The sequence below is a fragment of the Algoriphagus aquaeductus genome, from assembly GCF_003253485.1.
Classification (GTDB): Bacteria; Bacteroidota; Bacteroidia; order Cytophagales; family Cyclobacteriaceae; genus Algoriphagus; species Algoriphagus aquaeductus.
This window is the reverse complement of the sequence record NZ_QKTX01000003.1, coordinates 130400-152535: the sequence shown is the minus strand read 5'-3', so window position 1 is coordinate 152535 and position 22136 is coordinate 130400. Positions and strand designations below refer to the sequence as shown.

The window sequence follows — 22136 nt, the reverse complement described above, 5'->3', positions numbered from 1 at the left end:
CGAAACAGGTTATTCAAATGATCTTTAGACCGTTGGATAAATTGTTGGTAAAATTTGACCTGATCAAAATCCAAAATTGAAAGGAGTCAGCATCAATCCTTCCCACTCCCTTTAAACTGATCTTCTTTGTAGGCAAAAAGCACGTTGAAGGTGGTCAAAGATCCGCAGCATCTTGTGATGTATTGCTGAAGCCCAACCCGATCTTCATCGTCAAGTTTCGGGTGATTATTGATGTTTTGTTCCAGAACCCGAAGTTTTTCCCTGACCATTACAATTTTATGAAAAAATGTTTCGACCGGAATCTCCTTGCCCTGCAGATTTTTGTCATAAGGCTCAATGACCAATCGGCCGCCCATCCACTTGCCGCCCAAGGGAACCAAGGGTGCCCTTTCTGAGGTAGCTTGGAGAGCTTCACGGATCGCTTTTTCGACATCCTTAATCGAAAGCATGGGAAAGTCGGGTACCTTGGCCTCTTCGATGGTATATCCATCAAAATCCCGCGCCAGGGTTTTGACCTCCTCACTTGAGGAGAAGTAGATCTTATAATATTGGGCATCCACAGACACAATCACCCCTGATCCAAACTTGGGATGGCCAATACGGCTCCCAATACCTAATTCATTTGCAGACATAGTTCATTAGCTTTTGAACAGAAAGATAAATAGAAGGCTATAAAAAGTGCAAGATCCTATATTCAACTGGGAAGCTGGACCATTTTCATCCAAAATGTCTCAATCGCTCCGATGGCCTCTTCCAGGGAATTCATCTCCGAAGGCTTGGTCAAAAAGAGATTGGCGTAGTTAAAATAGGAATGATGAATATCTTCCGGAGAGCTGGAACTAGTCAACATAATCACGGGAATTTTTCGGGTAACCTCTCCGGTTTTGAGTTCCCTCAACACTTCAAGGCCATTTTTAAGCGGCAAATTAATATCCAACAGAACCAGATCGGGCCGATCCTCGGATGCCAGGGTATTGAAAATATAATCAAGCCCCTCTTGACCATTTTTCGCGACGGTTACTTTTTCAACAGATTTTCGCTCACCCAGCAATTCTGTCAACAGAAAAATATCCCCTTCATTATCCTCAACCAGTAAAATATGCATGGCTATTATTTTAATTTTTTCGGTAAGATAAAATAAAATACTGTACCCTCGCCAAATTTTGACTCAAGCCAGATCTTTCCGCCCAAATTATCCACTATCTTTTTAACTATGGCCAAGCCAATCCCGGTACCCTGAAACTCCTCTTTGGCATGGAGCCGCTGAAAAATGACGAAAATCTTCTGAAAATATTCTTCCTTGATCCCCAGCCCATTGTCTTTGACGGTAAACAAGTACGATTCACCCTGATCCACACAGGAAACCTCCACTTTGGGAGAAATACCTTTTCGATGGTATTTCAGGCCATTCCCAATAAGATTTTGAAGCAGCTGAATGGTGGGGGTTTTATAGCCAAAAAACCCATCGCATCCTGAATAAACCACTTCTCCTTGGGATTCTTCAATCAGACTTCGCTGAAGTTGTGACACCTCCTGAATGACTTCTGGAATATCAATCCATTCCAGATTCTCCTCATGTTTTCCAATTCTGGAAAACTCCAGCAAATCAAGAATGATTTGCCGCATGCGAACCGCTCCATCCACTGCGAAACGGATGTATTGTTTGGCTTTATCATCGAGTTGCTTTTGGTATTTCCGCTCCAATTGGCTCAGAAAACTCGAAACCATCCGGAGCGGTTCCTGCAAATCATGGGATGCTACGTAGGCAAACTGCTCCAATTCAGCATTGGAAATAGCCAATTCTTTCGCTTGAATCTCCAGGTTTTGATTGAGGACTTTAAGGGATTCTTCCTGTCTTTTTCGCTCTGTCAAATCTGTAATTGCCCCAATGATCCGGATTAGCCTTCCTTTTTCATTTCGAATGAAGGTGGCTCTGTTGATGACAAAGGCATAGGCTCCATCTGCTTTTCTAAATCGATATTCATCGTTCCAGCTTTGCTTGGAAGAGTCCTTTTGGTGATTAATCAGCTTTTCGATCACGCTTTCCCGATCCTCAGGATGAATAAATTCCGTCATCACCTCAAAAGTTTGCCCCAAGGAATCCAGATCATATCCAAAAAGGGATTGGAATCCCCTGCCCCAATAGACCTGATTGGATTCGATTTGATAATCCCAAATCGCATCATTGGTCGCTTGAGCCGCTTTTTCAAACCGCTCATTGGACTCCCGAATCATTTGTTCAGCCAGTTTGGCTGAGGTGATATCTTTGAAATATACCGTCAAACCAGACGGAGAAGGAAATGCCGAGATGGAAAACCAAGTATCGAGCTTGTCATAAAATTCCTCAAAATGAATAGTCTCACCCGTTTCCATTGCCTGATGATACATCGCATAAGAAAGGGTATCCTCCTCTTGATTGAAAACTTCCCAAAGCCCCTTACCTATGATGACCTCCTTAGGCACATGAAGCAGCAGTTCCGCTTGATGATTCCAATAGGTCACTGTCCAATTTCTATCCAAAGCAAAAAAGCCGTCACCGATACTTTCCAGAATCGAATCTCTTTCATAGAACAGGCGCTTGAGCTCCAATTCTGCTAATTTGCGGTCGTGGATATCCTGAAAACTACCAAATGCTCTGACCACTTTCCCATCGAAAAGCTGCGCTTGTCCAAGACATCGCACCCATTTAGGTTTTCCTTTTCCGGTCGTCAAAAGAAGTTCTAAATCAAAAGGAGCACCTTTGGTCAATAGGTTGTACATCCCCTGCTTGACAATCTCCTGTGAATCCTTGGAATACACATGAATGGCCTCAGAAAGGACAATCCCATCCAACTCACTTTCAATGATATCCGCGGTAGTTTTAGACCAACTGAGATAGAAGGGTTCGGTTCGGGCATCGATTTCCCAACTGCCGATTTTGGCCATTTTGGCCGATTGCTCAAGAAGAAACTCAAGATGCTTCCGCTCCGTGACATCCATGACCAAAGAATCCCAGATGATGGTGCCGTCCGATTTTCGTACCGGCGTCCCCATCCCATGATGCCATCGGATCTGACCGTCTTTGGCAAGGATTCTCCACTCAAAATTCCATTTCTCGAGCGAAGCTGCTGAATCCAAAATACTCTGCTGAAGGGCAGACATATCCCCCCCTCCTGCGACCTGTGACCAGATTTTTGAGCTGTCTTCCATGCATTCCTCCGGAGTCAAGCCCCAAATCAACTGGGATCCCTTGCTGACATAGATCAAGGCATCTGTACCATCAGGCTTTAGGACGTATTGAAAAATAGCCCCGGGCACATTGTCAGAAATCCCTCTCAGACGTTCTTCGATAACCTTATTGGCATGAATATCCTGTATGGATCCAAAAATCCGATGAGTTTTTCCTTGAACACGCTCTGCATGCCCAATTGCTCTTACCCATCGCTCATTACCTTTGGCGGTCACTATGACTGCCTCAAAATCAAAAGGTTCTCCCCATTCTATCGCTGCACCAACTTTTTCTGCGACCATCGCACGGAAATCCTCCCGATAAAAATTAATCGCCTGATCCAGTTCATTGACAGAAAATTCATCCAGCTCATGGATCTCCCGGGTGACTCTGGACCAATGCGTGATATTTCGGATCAAATCTATCTCCCAACCGCCTACCCGGGAAACCTGAGAGGCATTTTGAAGCAATTCTTCCATTTTTTTGAATTCGGTCACATCCCGACCGTAGGCAAATACCTGTTGGCTGGGCCCAAATACATCCGAAGAACTCCAGGAAATGTGACGGTAAGCCCCTGATTTGGTTCGATACCGATTCACAAAGTTATTTGCAAGGCGAGCCCCGGTGGAGGTTTCATTAAATTCATTAGTGGTTTGGACCAAATCATCGGGATGAAGAAACTCGATAAACGGCACTGTTGTAAGTTCCTCTTCGGTGTAGCCCAAAAGCTTGCAAAAAGCAGGGTTCACCTTGGTAAAATATCCCCGAGGAGAAGCGATGGCCAGGATATCCGGAGAATAATTGAAAAAAAGCTGTAATTCTTCTTCCTGCTGTTTACGGCGAAGTTCTGCACCCACAAATGGAATCAAATCTTGCAGAATGGTGAATCGGGAGCTTTTTTCGCGAATCTCATCTTTGCCAAACATCAGGCAAACACCCAAGATTTGATCGCCATATAAAAAGGGCAGACCCACCCCCACTTTAAGCCCAAACCGGGAAGCCCACTTTTTCCTGAAAAAATGCTCCTCATTTTCCAGATCATTCCAATAAACCAAGGACTGGGATTCCCAAACTTTCCCCGGAAACCCTTGCCTTCTGCTTAAGGTTTCAATAGGCGTCGGGTCCTTCTGATACAGCCCATCCTCCGCCCACTTGCCGGAAGTGGCTTCCAGCACCAGCCCTGATGTCTCTTTGTTTACAATCCAGATTTCTCCGGCCTCCCATCCACCTACTCCTCGAAGCTCGTCCAGTACCGCCTGCAAGACCTGAGCAGTAGGGAGATCTTGTCTGAAATGCTGTGCGATTTTTTCTTCGGATTTTTTGCGGATTTGAGTGGTATAGTGCTCTGTCCGGTCTCTTAGTACACCCACCATCCGGAGAGGGTTGCCCCGATGATCCCTGACCATATACGCATGTTCCTCCACGTAGGCGTAGGTTCCGTTTGCCCTTCTCAGCCTAAATTGATTTTCCCAGCGGTCTTGTTTGGGATCAATCATAAACTTTTCCCACTCCTTGTCTTTCAATCCACGATCTGAAGGATGGGTCAACTCCACCCAATTTTCCAACTTAAACGCCTTGGACTTGAAATCATGCCCAAAAACACGACGAAGACTATCTCCCCAGGTAAACTTATCCTGCTTTACATCCCAGTCGAAAATGGCTTCATTGGTAGATTTGTTGACGATTTCGTAGCGTTCATTGTCTTTGTGGATTTTTTCCAAATAGCTGAATTTGGCCATGACAATCCCCACAAACCGATGCGCACGTTCCAAAACAGTCAATTCAATCCCAAAAGCCTTCTTTTCTTCCGGAAAATAGTTGGCTATGGTCGCAATCACCTGCCCCTCTGAGTTATGGATAGGAAAAGACCAACATGCCCCTATATTAAATTGCTTCGCAAGCTCCCTGTAATTCTCCCAATAGGGATCGGTAAAGACATTTTGAACCAGGACTTTCCGATTGAGATAGGCAGCGGTGCCACAGGAACCTTGACCTATGCCAATCGGTAGCCCCTGAATAGCGAAAATCAACCCCGGATCCAAAGAGGGAGAGGCAAAATTGGAAAGTTTGCCATCGATGATTTTGACAATGGAGCCTTTCATTTTGGGAAAAAGCGACTCAAGCCTTCGGAGGTAGTGTGCGAATATTTCTTTCTCCTTGGCATCTTCATTGAGACTGTTTTCAATGAGCTCCTTTTCGTATTCGTCCAATTTCAGAGCAATATGCTCTTTGGTAATATCCCTCATTGCTCCGACGACCCGCACAGTTCTCCCCTCCAAGTCAGTGAGTCTAATGGATCGGTCAAAAATATACACGTACTCTCCATCTCCTTTTCGTAAGCGGTATTCCCGCTCCCAAATGGTCTTGGAAGGATCGGCCAAAGCAATCAGGAATTCCTCCACAGCTCTATCTCTATCCTCCGGATGAAGGCTGTCGTAGATGGTTTGAAAATTTTCCTTTTCAGTTTTGATATCAATACCCAAATCCTCCTGGAATGAATCACTCAACCATATTTCGTTGGTATTGGGATTGAAATCATAGATACTTTCCGATCCTGCTCTCAGGACTAATTCAAATCGCTCATTTGCAATTTTTAGCTGATTCTGGATGGTGAGTGTTTCACTGATATCTACCGAATTGACTACTATTCCATTGATATCGGGGTCATCAAGCAGATTGGTAGCAACCGAACGTACCCATTTCCAACCTTCCTGATGATGAGCATACCTGAAAGGACTGGAAATGACCTGTTTTTGCTGAAGAAGCAATCCAAACTCGTCTAAGAGCTTAGGCACATCATCAGGATGAATAAATTCAAACGCATTTCTTCCCAGACATGACTCGAAGTCTGGCCCGAGGTAATTTTTATAGTTTGGACTTAGATAATGATAATTTCCATGGAGATCCGTGATCGTCACCAAATCGGCACCTTCCAGTACCAACTTCTTAAACCTACGCTCACTCTGAACGAGTTTTTGCTCAGCGAGAACTTCCTCGGTAACATCTTTGAAATTGTCGATGATTCCATTGATCACGGGATCATGCAGCATGCTGGTAATAGTTGCTGAAAGCCATCGCCAACTGCCATCTTTATGCCGAACCCTTCCGGTATGCCCTGCGACAGGTATCCCAGGTTTTTGGAGTGCGGATTTAAAATGCTCGGCCACTTTTTCCTTATCTTCAGGATGAATCACCTCAAATAGATTAAGCTCCATAGCTTCCTGCTCGGTATATCCCAGCACTCTGCCAATAGAGGCGGAAACGTAGGTGGGTTTCCCATTCAGATCCAAAATCGCAAATGCATCATCCGAATTTTCAATCAGCGTTCGGAATTTCTTTTCACGAACTGCCAATTGTTCCTTTGCGGCAACCTGTAAAGTAATGTCCGTATGGGTACCAAACATCACTTCAGGCAAGCCTTCCTCATCCCAGGACATCACTTGCCCGCGATCCAACACCCATACCCACTGCCCTTGCTTATGCTTCATCCGCACTTCGCATTGGTAGATTTTGGAATTCCCGGTGAGGTATTCTTTGAGTTTTTTTTCAGAAGAAACAAGATCATCTGGATGAATTAAAAAATTTCGGGTCTTTCGGGAAATTGCCCCAAGTTCTTCCAATGAATATCCAAGCATTTCGGCCCAACTGGGAGAATAAACCATGTCTCCGGTTTTAACCTGCCATTCCCAAGTACCGACCTCCGTAGCTCCTATGATATTCTGAAGCCTCATGTGCTCCCGCACCAACTCCTGCTTGGCCGATTGAAGCAGAAGTTTGTCTCGAGTATGCTCTATCAAACTGACTACCTGCATCGCCAGCTTATCTATTGCCTCCAATTGGGCTTTTTCCAAAGTTCGAGGCTGATAATCCATCACACAAAGAGTCCCCAAAAGAATACCGTCCTCTCCGGTAAGAGGAACACCAAGGTAAAAAACAATCGAAGGTTGCCCGGTGACCACTCTCAGTGATTTGAACTGCTCATCCTCCCTAAGGTCGGGGACTAAAGTCCTTTGATTCGGATTGGAAATAATTTTGGCACACAAACTATCAGTAGCCGAAACCTCACTTGAAGACAATCCTAAACTGGACTTGAAAAAAAGTCGTTTGCCGTCAAAAAGGGTAATAATTGCGATGGGTGTTTGACATATCAATGCCGCCAATTCGGTCAGCTGATCAAATTCACGTTGGGGCAAAAGCTCCACCGGAAAACCCGGAGTCCTTTCCGGCCTTTTATCAGCTTGATGAGAAATACTCATGTTATAAATTGGTTAAAAAACTAAAGATATGATGACTTCATACCCGGGATTGTGATAAACCTGCTAAAGGGAAATTAAACTAAATCATTTGCGGGTTAAAAACCAGAGATTTGTTTTTAAACCTGCTTTTTTGAAGGAAAAAAGACAAATTAATCCCAAAATTGTTTCTTTTTGTAAACCAAATGAACAACAATTTTCATCAGACACTATCGGCATTTTTGGGCTTCACATTTTGGAGTGCGGGAATGGTCAAACTTTTTTCGGGTCATTTGTTTATCGGATGGATAGGACCACCCACCCTGGTCGAACAGCTGAGTGAATACAATCTTGGACTCTACGCCCAATTCATCGCCGGATCTCAGATCGTGATCGGATATATGCTTTTGACCACTCGCTTCAAGTTGCTTGGGGGGATCATGCTCATACCCATGATCGCCAACATTTTGGTGGTGACTATCTCCCAAAAGTGGACTGGCACCCCTTACGTCCTGAGTGTTCTTCTTGGACTTAATTTTTTGTTGCTTTGGCAGTATCGTCCGTTTTTCCTTCCCCTGTTCAATGAGACGATGATGTATTCGACCACGGCCATCTCAAAAGGTAAAAGCAAACTTGGACATTTGGTTTGGTTGGTAGGACTTGCCATGCAATTTGTGGCGGTTTGGTTTTCCTTTCAGAGTCTGGTTTTGGGATTTGTCCTATCCGGAATCGGGGTGTTATTAGGTATTTTGGCATTTCGGGTGGATAGATATTACTTTCGTAAAGCAACCCACTCCTTATCAAAATGACCGAAATATTTTTCAACATACTTTTGGCACTCCATATTTTAGGTGGAACAATCGGACTTGTTTGCGGGATTCTGATCTTTATCTTGAGAAAAGGCACAAGAGCGCATGCCATTTTAGGCAAAATGTTTATCCCGGGAATGCTTCTCGCCGGTATCACTTCCTTGATTATGGCCATCCTACACCCCAACTCCTTCTTGTTTATGGTCGGCGTTTTCACGGTCTATTTAGTGGGCACAGGAGCAAGAACCATTTCCTCCAAAAATCCGATTGCCAATCAGCCACTGGACCGGTTACTTCAGCTTGGGATGGTTTGCTCCGGACTGTCTTTAGGTTACCTAGGCACTGTAGGTATTCTGAATGGAAATAATTTCGGGATTGTTTACCTTGTATTTGCCAGCATTGGCCTGCTGATGGTCATGCAGGATTTCAAAAATTCAAAAGGACAACAATTGGACAAAAAAGCCTACCTGAGAAAGCACCTGCAGCGGCTGGGTGGAGGTTTTATCGCATCTTCTACTGCTTTTTTGGTGGTCAATCTTCGTGAACTTCCGGATTGGTTCCCCGTGTGGGCACTTTGGTTATTGCCCACCTTATTGATTTCTCCCCTGATTTCATTTCATTCAAAAAAATATAAACCAACCCCATAAGCACTATGAATCTTTATCCTTACCTCAACTTCGACGGAAAAGCCGAAGAAGCCATGACCTTTTATCAATCTGTACTCGGTGGAGAATTCGAGGGCGGAATCAGTTATTTTGGCGAAGCTCCGGGAATGAATCTCCCTGAAGAGGAAAAAAAACGGGTAATGCATATTTCCCTGAAAATCAGCAATGAAGTCAAAATCATGGCCTCTGATACCAGCCCCAGCATGGGACAGGTTTGGAAAAAAGGCAATCACAACTACATCTCCATCAATGCAGACTCTAAATCCGAAGGGGATCGACTGTTCAAGGGACTGTCAGCCGGAGGGAAAATCGAGATGGAGTACCAAAAAACCTTCTGGGGAGCCTATTTTGGTAGTTTTGAAGACCAATTCGGCATTGGCTGGATGGTAAACTATGATCTGAAGGAGGGGGAAGAGTAGGTGATTGGAGACATAAGACGCTAGACCCAAGAAGCAAGACTTAAGACCTTAGAAACAAGACTTTAGCCAAGGGAAATTGGTAATATCCTATCAAAGTCTTGACATTAAAATCTGGTTTATGGCTTCTTGCCTCAAGTATCTTGGTTCAAAACTCCTGATCCTTACTTCTTGATCCTTGACACTAAAATCTTGATACTTGTGTCTTGATACTTGTTTAGACTCTTGCATCTAGCTTCTTGCCTCTTAAAAAATGATCAAACTCGCCATCCTCGCCTCCGGTAGCGGCTCCAATGCCGAAAAAATCATGGCCCATTTTCAGGGTTCCGCCAAAGCAGAGATTGCGCTAATTGCTTCTAATAAAGCTGATGCCTTCGTCCTGGAGCGTGCCAAAAAATTCGGGGTCCCAACTTTCACTTTCACACGCAAGGAAATGGATGCTGGAGTCCTTTTGGCCAAGCTCCAGGAAGAAAAGATCGATTGGGTGATTTTGGCAGGTTTTCTACTCAAAATACCGGAAGAGTTAATCCGTGCTTTTCCCAACCGAATGGTCAATATTCACCCGGCACTTTTGCCGAAATATGGAGGAAAAGGAATGTATGGGCATCATGTGCATGAAGCGGTGAAGGCTGCAGGAGACACGGAAACCGGCATTACCATTCACTTGGTCAATGAGCATTACGATGAGGGAAAAATCATCTTTCAGGCGGCTACTTCTGTGACCCCAGAAGACACGCCTGACTCTATTGCTCAAAAAGTACACGCCTTGGAGCATCGGTATTTTCCAGAGGTGATTGGAAGTTTGTTGGGGAGTTAGGAAGTTTGGATGTAGGGAGGATTGGAGGTTAGATGTTGGTAGCTATATAAACTTCCCTGACGCTCATTACTTTCCAGAAAGTAAAATTTTTGAACACCCAAAATCCCCTTAATTCCGATCAACATGCTCACCTCCATCGCCCCCAAGCTCCCCATGCGGGACAAATCAGCCACTAAGGAATTTTACCATAAGCTGGGTTTCTCGGAATTTGGCAAATCAGACTTTCCCGGCTATTTAATAATTCGAAAAGAAGGCATTGAACTTCACTTCTTTGAGTTTGCCGAGCTCAATCCCATGGAAAATTACGGACAGGTATATATCCGGGTGAGTCAGATCGAGCTGGTTTACCAAGACTTTTTGGACAAAGGAGTGGCTATCCATCCCAATGGCCCACTTCAAACCAAACCCTGGGGTCAGAAGGAATTTTCACTCCTCGATCCGGACCACAACCTCTTGACTTTTGGAGAGGGGATATGAGTTTGATCTGAATCTGCCCTTCAAATTAAATTCAACCAACTTTTCAAAACCTTTGAGGTTTCCAAAACCCCAAAGGTTTCCAGCTTGCTCATTTTTCCTACCTTTGCGCTTTCCAAAGCGTTCAAACCAATCCATTCCCCAATGGCCACCAAAAAAATACAATCTGCCCTCATCTCAGTCTATTACAAAGACAACCTCGAACCGATCATCGCCCTCCTGAAAAAACACGGAGTGAAAATCTACTCCACTGGAGGCACCCAGAAGTTCATCGAAGAGCAAGGCGCAGAAGTAATTCCTGTTGAAGAATTGACCTCCTACCCTTCCATCTTCGGAGGTAGAGTGAAGACCCTCCACCCAAAAATCTTCGGGGGCATCTTGTATCGCAGAGAAAATGAAGGCGACGTGGCCCAAGCTGCCGAATACGATATTCCAGCAATCGACTTGGTGATTGTGGACTTGTATCCGTTTGAAGAAACCGTGGCTTCCGGTGCATCTGAGGCCGACATTATCGAAAAAATCGACATCGGTGGAATCTCCCTTATCCGTGCCGCTGCCAAAAACTTCAAGGACGTGATCATCATCGCTTCCAAAAACCAGTACGGAGAACTTGAAGCCAAACTGGAAGCGCAAGACGGAGGCACCACGATTGAAGACCGTCGATACTTTGCGGCACAGGCATTTCAAGTATCTTCCAATTACGATACCCATATTTTCAATTACTTCAACCGTGCTGAGAACATCCCGGCACTGAAAGTCTCCGAAAGCAAAGCCAAGGCACTTCGCTATGGAGAAAACCCGCATCAGGCGGCTCATTTCTACGGAAACTTGGAAGATCTTTTTGACCAACTGAACGGCAAAGAACTCTCTTACAACAACCTGGTGGATGTGGATGCTGCGGTGAATCTAATAGCAGAATTCCCTGATCAAACGGCATTCGCCATCTTGAAGCACACCAATGCCTGCGGCTGTGCGACGGCAGACACCGTGAAAGAAGCTTACAAGAAGGCTTTTGCCGCTGATACGACTTCGGCATTTGGCGGTGTTTTGGTGACCAATAAAACCGTGGACAAAGAAGCAGCTGAGGAAATGAATTCCCTGTTCTTCGAAGTCTTGATTGCTCCGGAATTCACCGAAGAGGCCTTGACTGTATTGAAAGGAAAGAAAAACCGAATTCTCCTTCGTCAAAAAATGGATTTGCCCGGCACCAAGATGATCAAAACCCTGCTCAATGGCGTGATCGAGCAGGACAAAGATCTGGCGACCGAAAGCAAGGCAGATTTCAAAGTAGTAACCAAAGTCGCTCCGACTGAGAAGGAGTTGGATGCTTTGGTCTTCGCAGCGAAAGTCTGCAAGCACACCAAGTCCAATACCATCGTCTTGAGCAACGATTCCCAACTGTTTGCTTCAGGTGTAGGACAAACTTCCCGAGTGGATGCCCTCCGTCAGGCCATCATCAAAGCCGGAGAATTTGGCTTTGACTTGAAAGGTGCGGTGATGGCTTCCGATGCCTTCTTCCCATTCCCTGACTGTGTGGAGATTGCGCATGAAGCCGGAATCACCGCGGTAGTTCAGCCCGGCGGATCCATCAAAGATCAAGACAGCATTGATTTCTGCGACGCCCATGGCATGAGCATGGTGATGACCGGAGTGAGACATTTCAAACATTGATAGTCTGACCTTTGAGGTTTCAAAAACCTCGAAGGTCTTGCATAAAATCTCAAAAACCTCCAGTTCGAATAGGATCGGAGGTTTTTTGTTTATCTAACCATTGAGGAATTTAGAGAATTAAGAATAGGAAGGAGACGAAGCACATCCAGTCTTAATTTCTTAATGTTTTAAAAAAACTGAAGTTTAGAAAAGTCAGTCATAGCCTCTTTGATTTTTGGAGAAGCTTACGATTGACCTCCAGTTCGAATAGGATCGGAGGTTTTTTGTTTTTATGGTTGGCCATACCCTCTCTCCAAAGGATTAAATGCCAAAGGCATTTCCTGTCTCAGCCCAGAATTCAATTCTGGGTGTGTAGGTTTTCAAAAGAGTTTTAAGAGTGCCAAAGGCACGATCAGTTCATTTTTACGGATCGCCCATTCAGGGCAATCAAAAATCAAATGTTCAAAGCCCCAAATTGAATTTGGAGCTACTACGAGTTGCCCTTTCATCGCATTTTTCCATTCATATAGCAAAACTCTCAATGTAATTAAAATCTAAACCGGGATTTATTGCCTAGCTTTTTCAAGGTTTTCTACCAAAGTCTTTTCTCTGCCCAATTCTTTATTTTAACTTTCAATATTCATCCATTAACTTGATTCTAAATCCCTCGAGAAAATGAAAACCCTGAGAATCAAAGCATATCCTAAAAACAAACAGCAAATTCAGTCTATCGCTGATTTTTTGAAGAAAGAAGGGATTGAATTTGAGTTGGTGGAAAAAGAAGAATTCCTGGAATTCATATCAGAAGTAAAATCTAGCCTAGGTCAGATAAAACAAATACAGGAGGGGAAACAAAAAAAAGAGCTGGCAAAAGACTTTTTGAATGAATTATGAAGTCATTCTAACACCTGATTTTAAAAAGTTCTTTAAAAGGCTTTTTAAAAAGTATCCTTCTCTAAAGGATGATCTACTCAAACTCATACAGAGTTTGAAAAGGACTACAAAATTGGCACTCCTTTAGGCTCAAACCTTTTTAAAATCAGAATTTCTATATCAAGTAAAAACAAAGGAAAATCGGGAGGAGCGAGAGTAATTTACTTTTTTGTGAGTGAACAAAATGAGATTTACCTGATCCATATTTTTGATAAAAGTGAATTTGAAAACCTACCCAAAGAGAGTTTTGTTGATCTTTTGAAGAATGCAGGCTTGATCTAAAGAAAAAATCAAGTCGGAAAAATCCTATTACTATTTACCTGATCCAACTTTTCCAAAGTTTGGAAGTTTGGAAAAGATTGAAACAACCTCTTTGGAAAAGTTAACCAGCTCTAGTTTCCATTTCTTTTCATTTCCCAAGCCAAAACCGCTATTTTGCAGCCCGAACCTAAAATCCGGTTTTCCGGTTTTAGGTTCTTGAATCTCGCTTCTAGCCTCTCGAAATGAAATCGCATCAACTCAAGGTATACAACACCCTTTCCCGCCAAAAAGAGGATTTTGCACCCATCAACCCGCCTTTTGTAGGCATGTATGTCTGCGGACCGACCGTCTATGGAGATGCACATTTGGGCCATGGACGGCCTGCGGTCACATTTGATACGGTCAACAGATATCTAACTCATCTCGGTTTTCGGGTGCGCTATGTCCGCAACATCACCGATGTGGGCCACTTAACGGGTGATGCAGACGAGGGAGAAGATAAAATCGCCAAAAAAGCCAAGCTTGAGCAGCTCGAGCCCATGGAAGTGGCGCAGCAATACACCGACACTTACCATCGGGATATGGCCTTGCTCAACACTTGGAAACCCAGCATCGAGCCCCGTGCGACAGGCCACATTCCAGAGCAAATCGCTTTGGTAGAAGCCATCCTCAAGGAAGGATTGGCCTACGAAGTCAACGGTTCGGTCTATTTCGATGTCTTGAAATACAACAATACCTACAAATACGGTAAACTTTCCGGTCGAGTCCTTGACGAGTTAATCAGCGGGAGCAGAGACCTCGATGGACAAGGCGAAAAACGCAATTCAGTGGATTTTGCCCTCTGGAAAAATGCGTCTCCAGAGCACCTGATGAAGTGGGATTCCCCTTGGGGAGTTGGCTTTCCAGGCTGGCATCTTGAGTGTACTGCCATGAGCAGCAAGTACCTCGGGACGCAGTTTGACATCCATGGAGGCGGGATGGACCTGATGTTCCCACACCACGAGTGTGAAATCGCTCAGGGCAACGCCTGCAACCATCGCGATCCGGCCAAATACTGGATGCACAACAACATGATCACCATCAACGGACAGAAGATGGGCAAGTCCTTGGGCAACTTCATCACGCTACAGGAGCTTTTCACCGGCAATCACCGACTCTTGGAGCAAGCGTACAGCCCAATGACGATCCGCTACTTCATGCTCACAGCGCATTACCGGTCGACCTTGGACTTTTCCAACGATGCGCTAAAAGCTGCACAAAAAGGCTACAAAAAGATCATCAACGGACTGAGAATTGCCCGAGCTTTGGAATACGCACCAAATGCTGAAATTGCTTTAGATCCGGAGCAAATCAAGCAGGTGGAAAACAGCATCTCCGCTGCCTACCGAGCAATGGATGATGACTTCAACACAGCTCAGGCTATCGGACATCTCTTCAATCTTTTGAAAAAGATCAATTCCATTTTCACCGGACAGCTCGCTTCGGCAGTTTTTGGAGAAGAAGTTTTTCAAAAAATGAAAGACACCTTCATCACGTTTGTGGTGGATATTTTAGGTTTGATTGAAGAAAAAAGCGACGTGCAGGACTCCATGATTGAGCTTTTGCTAAAGCTTTATGCTGAAGCTAAAACTGCCCGTGATTATGCGAAAGTAGATGAAATCCGGGCTGGATTGAAAGCCATGGGCTTTGTAGTCAAAGACATGAAAGAGAAAATCGATTGGGCATATGAAGAATAGTAAAATCTGGCTTTTAGCCCTGTTGGTTTTTGCTTGGGCCTGTTCGGGAGAAAAGACCACAGAGACCACTGCTCCAGAGGTCGTCATCAAGCCCTACCCTGCCTTCAATGCCGATTCAGCCTATGCCTTTGTGCAAAAGCAGGTGGATTTTGGTCCGCGTGTACCCGGCACCAAAGGTCATGCAGACACCAAAGCCTGGATAATTTCTTCCTTGGAAAAATACGGCTGGGATGTAAAGACACAGGATTTCCAAGCCAAAACCTATGATGGACTGACCTGGAACCTCAGCAACGTGATTGCATCTTACAATCCTCAGGCGACCAAACGAATCCTTCTGGCTGCTCATTGGGATACCCGCCGAATCGCAGACAAAGACACCGAGCGACTCAACGAACCCATTGATGGGGCCAATGATGGGGGCTCAGGGGTGGCTGTCTTGATGGAAATTGCACGGGTGATCGGAGGACAAGAAATCAAACCTGAAGTAGGCATTGACCTGATTTTCTTTGACGGTGAGGATGATGGGGAACCAGAAATGACCAGAACTCCAAACAACTCCCAGATCTGGTGGTGTCACGGTTCCCAGTATTGGTCAAAAAACAAACATGTGCCAAACTATTCTGCCTACTTTGGCATTTTGGTCGATCTCGTAGGTGGAAAAAATGCCCGTTTCTATCGGGAAGGTTATTCCAGAAAGTATGCCAGTGGAATATTAACCAAAGTCTGGGGCAATGCATCCCAATTGGGCCATTCTGGTTTCTTTATCCAGCAAGATGCACCTGAGATTTTGGACGACCATGTTTTTGTAAATGAATGGGCAAAAATACCCATGATCGATATCATTGAGTTTTCACCTGAAATGGGGTTTGGGCACTATCACCACACCCATCGGGACAATATGGAGCTGATTGATTCCCGAACTCTCCAAGCTGTCGGAGAGACTGTTTTATTTACAGTTTATCAGGAATAACAGTTTTTCTGAAAATCTTTGCTTTATTCGTAATTGCAGACGATTGCAGGGAACGAAAACTCAACGGTAAACCATGAAAAAGGGCCATCAGATCACGATGAAGGAAATCGCCAAAAAACTCGGCGTGTCGGTTTCCACCATTTCCAGGGCACTTAAGGATTCTCCGGAATTGCATCCTGAGACCAAGCGAAAGATCGTGGAAGCAGCTAAAGAGATGAACTACCAACCGAATCTCTTGGCTCAAAGTCTCCGAATCAGCCGTTCCAAAACCCTTGGCGTCATCGTACCTGAGATCACCTCGCACTTTTTCGCTTCCTGTATCAGCGGTATCCAAGATACCGCCAACAAACGTGGCTACAACGTGATGATCTGCCAAAGCAATGAATCCATTGAACAGGAAAAAGCAAACATCCGAACCCTGGTTTCCAGCCAGGTGGATGGGCTTTTGATTTCCCTGAGTAGGGAAACCAACAAGTTTGATCACCTGTACGACCTCTATGACCGGGAGATCAATTTCGTGTTGTTTGATCGGGTTCAGGAGGATATTCCTGTTTCCAAAGTCACCTTCAACGATGCAGGCGGAGCCTATCAGGTGACCAAGCATTTGTTGGAAAATGGTTCCAGACGGATCGTCTATGTCTCTGGTCCGGAGGATTTGTACATTTCCAAAAAAAGAAAAGAAGGATACCTTCGAGCCTTGGGGGAGTTTGGTGTACATCAGGATAACTCCCTGATCAAAATCACCGACCTCACTGAAGCTGGTAATATAAAAGTAGCAAGAGATATTTTAACTATGCGGCCTCGACCAGATGCAGTTTTTTGCATGATTGATCCGGTGGCAGTGGATGTGTTGACCGAATGGAAGGCTCAAGAAATACGAGTCCCTGAAGATATTGCATTAGCAGGATTTACCAACAACCCTACTGCTGCTGTAGTCGAGCCTCCGCTGACTACGGTTGCCCAGCCCGGCTATGAAATGGGAAAACTGGCTGTAAGCCACCTTTTGGATCAATTGGATGGCATCGCTTCCGAGGATCCGATTTCCATTGTTTTGGAAACCACCCTGGTGCCAAGAAAATCTTCCCAGCATTTTTAACATCGCTGAATTTAATCTTCATCCTTAGTAAATAGTAAACTGTAAGTGGTGAGTAATGAAAATCTACTTACTACTTACCCCTCACCGCTTACATCATCTATGCACACTCAACTCTCCAAGACCTTTCAATCCTATTTTGCCACTACTCCACTTGTAGCCTTTGCGCCCGGAAGGATCAACCTGATCGGAGAGCATACCGATTATCAGGAAGGATTCGTATTTCCTGCAGCTGTTTCACAGGGGATTTGGGTTGGGATTCAGAAGAATGGACTGACGGTGTGCAGGCTGTATTCCATGGATTTTGCACAGGAATTCAGTTTCGAGTTGGATTTTATCTCTCCAAAAAACGGGCATTGGGCCACTTATGTCATGGGCATGTGTGCTTTGATGAAGCAGTCAGGCTATGAAGTGGCTGGTTTTGATATGGTAATTGGAGGAAACATCCCAGTGGGTTCAGGACTTTCTTCTTCTGCCGCGCTATCGGTAGCTATTGGGACTGCGATATCGGGTTTGTTTGAATTTGAGATTCCCAAGAAAAATATCGTCCTCTACGCCCAAAAATCAGAGCACCTCTACGCCGGAGTAAAATGCGGCATCATGGATCCTTACGCCTCTGCATTTGGTGCTGAAGGAAAGGCTCTTTTACTGGATTGCCGAAACAATAACCATATGGAAATCCCTGTTGATCTGGGGGATTTCTCCCTCCTACTGGTCAACTCTAAAGTAAAGCACTCCTTGGCTGATTCTGCCTATAACAAACGAAGGGAAGCTTGTGAGGAAAGTGTTCGACACCTTCAAGCTGAGTTTCCGGAGATGCTTACGCTTAGGGATTTGACTATTTCCGATTTGGAAAAAGTGGAGAAAATCCTTCCTACCACCCTTTTTCCAAAAGCCAAACACGTCATCACCGAATGTGCAAGAGTGCACGAAGCAGCGGCAGCTTTACAGTCGGGAGATTTGAAATCCTTCGGCAAACTACTCAATGCATCTCACCAAAGTCTTAGCCAGGACTTTGAAGTAAGCTGCCCAGAATTGGATTTTCTTGCTGAAAAAGCCCAAAGTCTAGGTTATGTTTTAGGATCACGAATGATGGGCGGGGGATTCGGAGGCTGCACGATCAATCTGGTGAGAAAAACCGAATACCATGATTTTCAATCTATCCTTTCAGATGCCTACTCCCGTCAGTTTGCGAAATCTCCCGATTTTATTCCTGTAGCCATTGGAGATGGAGCAAGGTTAGTCTGATCCAAATTTTTCATCGACAAAATCGACCGATTGATCCATAATATTCCCCTATATACCGCTTCGCAATCAAGCGTTTGTACTTTTTTCCTATTTTCCCAAAAAATTTATCCAAACCTTATGAATTACCCGAAAAACCTACGTAGCCTGCTCTTGTTGCTTGTGCTGTTGGGAGTCGGCCTGGCTTCTTGCTCCAAAAAACGGGAAGGCCAACCGAAAGTGTTGATTTTCAGTAAAACGGCAGGATTCTATCATGAATCCATTCCCCAAGGCATTGCCGCCATCCAAAAATTGGGAGCTGAAAATGGCTTCACAGTGGACACAACGAAAAACGCTGAATTGATTAATGAAGAAAATCTGGCACAATATGCCGCGGTGATCTTCCTCAGCACCACCGGAGATGTCTTGGATCATTACCAAGAGGCGGACTTCGAACGCTACATCCAATCAGGCGGTGGCTTCGTCGGTATCCACGCCGCAGCCGACACCGAGTATGAGTGGGGCTGGTATGGGAGACTTGTGGGTGGATACTTTTCAGACCATCCCGGGATCAATGATCCGCATCCCAATGTACAGCCGGGTAAAATCACCAAAACCGGAGAAAAGCACCCTTCGGTGGACTTCTTACCCGAGACTTGGGAGCGTACTGACGAATGGTACAGCTATAAGAAAGTCAATCCGAATACCAAAAAACTCCTCATGCTGGACGAGGCTTCCTACCAGGGAGGTGCTGACATGGGCGAGCATCCGATTGCTTGGTACCATGATTTTGACGGAGGCCGTGCTTACTATACCGGAGGTGGTCATACCAAAGAATCCTACGAAGAAGCAGATTTCTTGAAGCATTTGCTGTCAGGAATTCAATATGCGATTGGAGACAACCTGCAGTTGGATTACAGCAAAGCCAAGTCTAAGCGTACGCCTGAAGAAAACAGATTTACCAAGACTACCCTTTCGATCGGTCAGTTTACCGAACCGACAGAAATGACCATCCTTCCTAATTTGGACATTTTGGTAGCTCAGCGAAGAGGTGAAATTCTTCACTATAACAATGCAACCGGTGAATTGAAAGAAATCGTGAAACTGGATGTGTATTGGAAAACCGAGGTAAAAGGTGTCAACGCAGAGGAAGGCTTGATGGGCTTGCAAAAAGATCCCAACTATGCCACCAACAATTGGGTATATGCCTTCTACGCACCTACCGGTGACAAAGAGATCAACCGACTTTCCCGATTCAAGTTTGCCAATGGCACTTGGGATATGGCTTCCGAGCAAATCATCCTGGAATTGTATTCCCAGCGTGACATCTGTTGCCATACAGGTGGTTCGATTACCTTTGACAAGGAAGGAAACCTATACCTTTCCACTGGTGACAACTCTACTCCTTTCAACCAGCCAGATTCCAAATACAGGCTCAATGGCTATGCGCCACTGGATGGTCGTGACGGCAACAAGCAGTGGGATGCTCGAAGAAGCTCCGGAAACTCCAATGACCTAAGAGGAAAAATCCTGCGAATCAAAGTAGCTGAAGACGGAAGCTATACCATTCCTGAAGGAAACTTATACCCTCAAGGTACAGAAGGAACCCGTCCTGAAATCTATGTCCAAGGCATGAGAAATCCTTACCGAATCTCTGTGGATCAGAAAACAGGCTTCCTCTATTGGGGTGAAGTGGGCCCAGATGCCAGCAATGACTCCTTGGATTTAAAAGGGCCACGAGGGTATGACGAGGTAAATCAGGCCAGAAAAGCCGGTAACTTTGGCTGGCCTTATACGATTGGAAACAACTTCGCCTATCGTGAATTCAACTATGAAACCGGAGAACCCGGTCAGGCTTTTGACATCAACGGACCTGAAAACAATTCTCCAAACAATACCGGATTGAAAAAATTACCTCCGGTAGAACCGGCCTTTATCTGGTATCCTTATGCCGTGTCACCAGACTTCCCGCAATTGGGCACAGGAGGCCGTAACGCCATGGCAGGCCCGGTATACTACTCTGACATGTACCCCAAAGAAACCAGATTTCCCGATTATTTTGACGGCAAACTCTTTATCTATGACTGGATTAGAGGCTGGATCAAGGTGGTGACTATGCAGGAAAACGGGGATTATGACAAGATGGAGCCGTTTATGAAAGGAACCAAATTCAACGCCTTGATGGATATGGAAATGGGACCTGACGGAAAAATCTACATCCTTGAGTATGGAAACGGCTGGTTTACCAAAAACCCGGATGCAGGTCTTTTCCGAATCGACTACAATGGAGGAAACAGAGCTCCTGTGGTATCCGACTTGACGGTAGATAAGACCTCAGGAAAGAACCCGCTCACCGTGACCCTGACAGCTACTGCTGCGGATCCTGAAAAAGATCCGTTAAGCTACACCTGGGATTTGGGCAATGGTGAAACCAAAACGACTACCGAACCAACCCTGACCCATACTTTTAACACCGTGGGTGAATACGAAATCAAAGTGACAGCCAACGATCCTGCGGGATTGGCAGGAACAAGTACCTTGGTATCTGTGTATTCAGGTAACGTTGCACCGGTGGTGGCCATCCAAGTAGAAGGCAATCAATCTTTCTACTTCCCTGGAAAGAAAGTGAACTATACCGTATCTGTATCGGACGAAGATCATCCCGATGCTGCCTCTGATATGTCTAGCCTCTATGTTGCAGCGGACTACCTCCAAGGCATCGATCAGGCCGAAGCAGACATGGGACACAAGGTCATGAGCGAAGCGATGACTGGAAAGTCACTGGTGCAGTCCTTGACGTGTAAAACTTGCCATAAAGAAAATGAAGCCTCTATTGGCCCTGCTTACACCGAGGTGGCTAAAAAATACAGAGAGCGAAACCGTGATTACCTGGTGGAGAAAATCAGAAAAGGCGGAGGCGGAGTATGGGGCGAGACAGTCATGCCGGCAAATCCAGACTTGAAAACATCTGAAGTCAATGCATTGGTTACCTACATTCTTTCTTTGAGACAAGAAAGCAAGCCTAGCCTCGCGGCAAAGGGAAGTGTGGATCCGACCTTAGGCAAGCCGGCCTCCCCAACAGGATCATTGGTGATTTCGGCATCCTACACCGATAAGGGAGGTGAAAACATCAAACCAATGACCGGTTCTTCTTCTTTGGTACTGATGCCAAATGCTGTCGATCTGGCAAAGGCCGGTGATTTTGCGACGTATACCAAGATGGTCTTCGACGGCAGAACCTTGCTGATGGTACCTAATACCAAGGGTTCATTTGCTTTGCCTGCCATAGATTTGACGGGAATTGGTTCGGTGACTTTGATGACGGCTTCCCAAGAGCCGCTAAAAGCTCCGATAAAATTTGAAATCAGACTCGACAGTCCTACCGGACCGGTAGTCGCTGAAGGTATCCATCAGGAGAGTGAAGGCTTTAAGGCCCCAAATATGCCAATCCTGATGCACCAGGCAAACATCCCGATATCCGGAACCACAGACGGCAAAAAGCATAAGCTTTACTTCGTAAGTGATGCCAATGGCGCCGAATTGGGTACGTTTATCCTGATGGGAATCACCTTCAATGCGAAGTAATCACTAATACATTCCACTAACCTGGCCAATTTCTTCAAAGGCCAATAAAATAAAAGCCAGCCC

At 45.2% G+C, this 22136-nt stretch carries 16 protein-coding genes; 13 read left to right on the top strand and 3 right to left on the bottom strand.

The window, feature by feature from the left end; all coding sequences use genetic code 11:
* Positions 1-92 precede the first annotated feature (92 nt).
* The 3 genes from CLV31_RS05060 to CLV31_RS05050 all read right to left on the bottom strand — a co-directional run bounded on the left by CLV31_RS05060 (position 93) and on the right by CLV31_RS05050 (position 7464).
* Entirely contained in the window at positions 93-632 is a 540-nt protein-coding gene (locus CLV31_RS05060) for a hypothetical protein (RefSeq protein ID WP_111391804.1), read from the bottom strand.
* 62 nt (positions 633-694) lie between these two features.
* Positions 695-1105 (bottom strand): response regulator, encoded by a 411-nt coding sequence (locus CLV31_RS05055; protein ID WP_111391803.1) that lies wholly within the window; start codon positions 1103-1105, stop codon positions 695-697.
* Positions 1106-1110: 5 nt separating this feature from the next.
* A complete protein-coding gene (locus CLV31_RS05050; protein WP_111391802.1) occupies positions 1111-7464 on the bottom strand; it encodes a PAS domain-containing protein in 6354 nt (2117 codons plus the stop codon).
* A gap of 182 nt (positions 7465-7646) precedes the next feature.
* Between CLV31_RS05050 and CLV31_RS05045 the strand changes: the two genes are divergently transcribed.
* The 13 genes from CLV31_RS05045 to CLV31_RS04985 all read left to right on the top strand — a co-directional run bounded on the left by CLV31_RS05045 (position 7647) and on the right by CLV31_RS04985 (position 22073).
* Positions 7647-8249: a hypothetical protein gene (locus CLV31_RS05045; protein ID WP_146250864.1), complete on the top strand. Its 603-nt coding sequence runs from the start codon at positions 7647-7649 to the stop codon at positions 8247-8249.
* Positions 8246-8896, top strand: coding sequence for a DUF2306 domain-containing protein (locus CLV31_RS05040; protein ID WP_111391800.1), 651 nt, complete (start codon positions 8246-8248; stop codon positions 8894-8896). The genes CLV31_RS05045 and CLV31_RS05040 overlap by 4 nt, the downstream gene beginning before the upstream one ends.
* A gap of 5 nt (positions 8897-8901) precedes the next feature.
* Positions 8902-9333 (top strand): VOC family protein, encoded by a 432-nt coding sequence (locus tag CLV31_RS05035; protein WP_111391799.1) that lies wholly within the window; start codon positions 8902-8904, stop codon positions 9331-9333.
* A gap of 250 nt (positions 9334-9583) precedes the next feature.
* Positions 9584-10147 carry a phosphoribosylglycinamide formyltransferase gene (gene purN, locus CLV31_RS05030; protein ID WP_111391798.1) on the top strand — a complete coding sequence of 188 codons (564 nt, stop codon included), beginning with the start codon at positions 9584-9586 and terminating at the stop codon, positions 10145-10147.
* Between the two features lie 123 nt (positions 10148-10270).
* The gene (locus tag CLV31_RS05025; protein ID WP_111391797.1) at positions 10271-10624 is read left to right on the top strand and encodes a bleomycin resistance protein; all 354 of its coding nucleotides are present in this window, start codon (positions 10271-10273) and stop codon (positions 10622-10624) included.
* Positions 10625-10765: 141 nt separating this feature from the next.
* A complete protein-coding gene (purH, locus tag CLV31_RS05020; RefSeq protein ID WP_111391796.1) occupies positions 10766-12292 on the top strand; it encodes a bifunctional phosphoribosylaminoimidazolecarboxamide formyltransferase/IMP cyclohydrolase in 1527 nt (508 codons plus the stop codon).
* 654 nt (positions 12293-12946) lie between these two features.
* The gene (locus CLV31_RS05015; protein ID WP_111391795.1) at positions 12947-13165 is read left to right on the top strand and encodes a hypothetical protein; all 219 of its coding nucleotides are present in this window, start codon (positions 12947-12949) and stop codon (positions 13163-13165) included.
* Positions 13166-13276: 111 nt separating this feature from the next.
* On the top strand, positions 13277-13486 hold the full coding sequence (locus CLV31_RS22025; protein WP_317048776.1) for a type II toxin-antitoxin system RelE/ParE family toxin: 210 nt from the start codon (positions 13277-13279) through the stop codon (positions 13484-13486).
* Between the two features lie 221 nt (positions 13487-13707).
* The gene (cysS, locus tag CLV31_RS05005; RefSeq protein ID WP_111391794.1) at positions 13708-15201 is read left to right on the top strand and encodes a cysteine--tRNA ligase; all 1494 of its coding nucleotides are present in this window, start codon (positions 13708-13710) and stop codon (positions 15199-15201) included.
* Positions 15191-16171, top strand: a complete 981-nt coding sequence (locus CLV31_RS05000) for a M28 family peptidase (protein WP_111391793.1) — start codon at positions 15191-15193, stop codon at positions 16169-16171. Before cysS ends, CLV31_RS05000 begins: the two co-directional genes overlap by 11 nt.
* Before the next feature lie 73 nt (positions 16172-16244).
* On the top strand, positions 16245-17267 hold the full coding sequence (locus tag CLV31_RS04995) for a LacI family DNA-binding transcriptional regulator (RefSeq protein ID WP_111391792.1): 1023 nt from the start codon (positions 16245-16247) through the stop codon (positions 17265-17267).
* Between the two features lie 99 nt (positions 17268-17366).
* On the top strand, positions 17367-18512 hold the full coding sequence (gene galK, locus CLV31_RS04990) for a galactokinase (RefSeq protein WP_111391791.1): 1146 nt from the start codon (positions 17367-17369) through the stop codon (positions 18510-18512).
* A gap of 117 nt (positions 18513-18629) precedes the next feature.
* Positions 18630-22073: a ThuA domain-containing protein gene (locus CLV31_RS04985; protein WP_111391790.1), complete on the top strand. Its 3444-nt coding sequence runs from the start codon at positions 18630-18632 to the stop codon at positions 22071-22073.
* Positions 22074-22136 lie beyond the last annotated feature (63 nt).